Here is a 491-nt window from a genome sequence, read left to right on the forward strand (position 1 = left end):
TTGTAATCGCGAGATTGCAATCTTTAATGGAGAGTTTGATCCTGGCTCAGGACGAACGCTGGCGGCGTGCCTAATACATGCAAGTCGAACGAAGAGATTAAAAAGCTTGCTTTTTATGATCTTAGTGGCGGACGGGTGAGTAACACGTAGGTAACCTGCCTGTAAGACTGGGATAACTAGTGGAAACATTAGCTAATACCAGATAAGGTCATTTCATCGCATGATGGAGTGAAGAAAGAGGGTTTCGGCTCTCACTTACAGATGGACCTGCGGCGCATTAGCTAGTTGGTGAGGTAAGGGCTCACCAAGGCGACGATGCGTAGCCGACCTGAGAGGGTGATCGGCCACACTGGGACTGAGACACGGCCCAGACTCCTACGGGAGGCAGCAGTAGGGAATCTTCCGCAATGGACGAAAGTCTGACGGAGCAACGCCGCGTGAGTGATGAAGGTTTTCGGATCGTAAAGCTCTGTTGCCAGGGAAGAGAAGGC

At 51.1% G+C, this 491-nt stretch carries 1 rRNA gene; it reads left to right on the forward strand.

Annotation, left to right across the window (positions count from 1 at the left end):
- Nucleotides 1-23: 23 nt before the first annotated feature.
- A 16S ribosomal RNA gene (locus Q5Y73_RS24665) occupies nucleotides 24-491 on the forward strand; the annotation flags it as partial.

Origin of the sequence: Chengkuizengella axinellae, from assembly GCF_030730905.1 — a bacterium.
Taxonomy (GTDB): Bacteria; Bacillota; Bacilli; order Paenibacillales; family KCTC-33759; genus Chengkuizengella; species Chengkuizengella axinellae.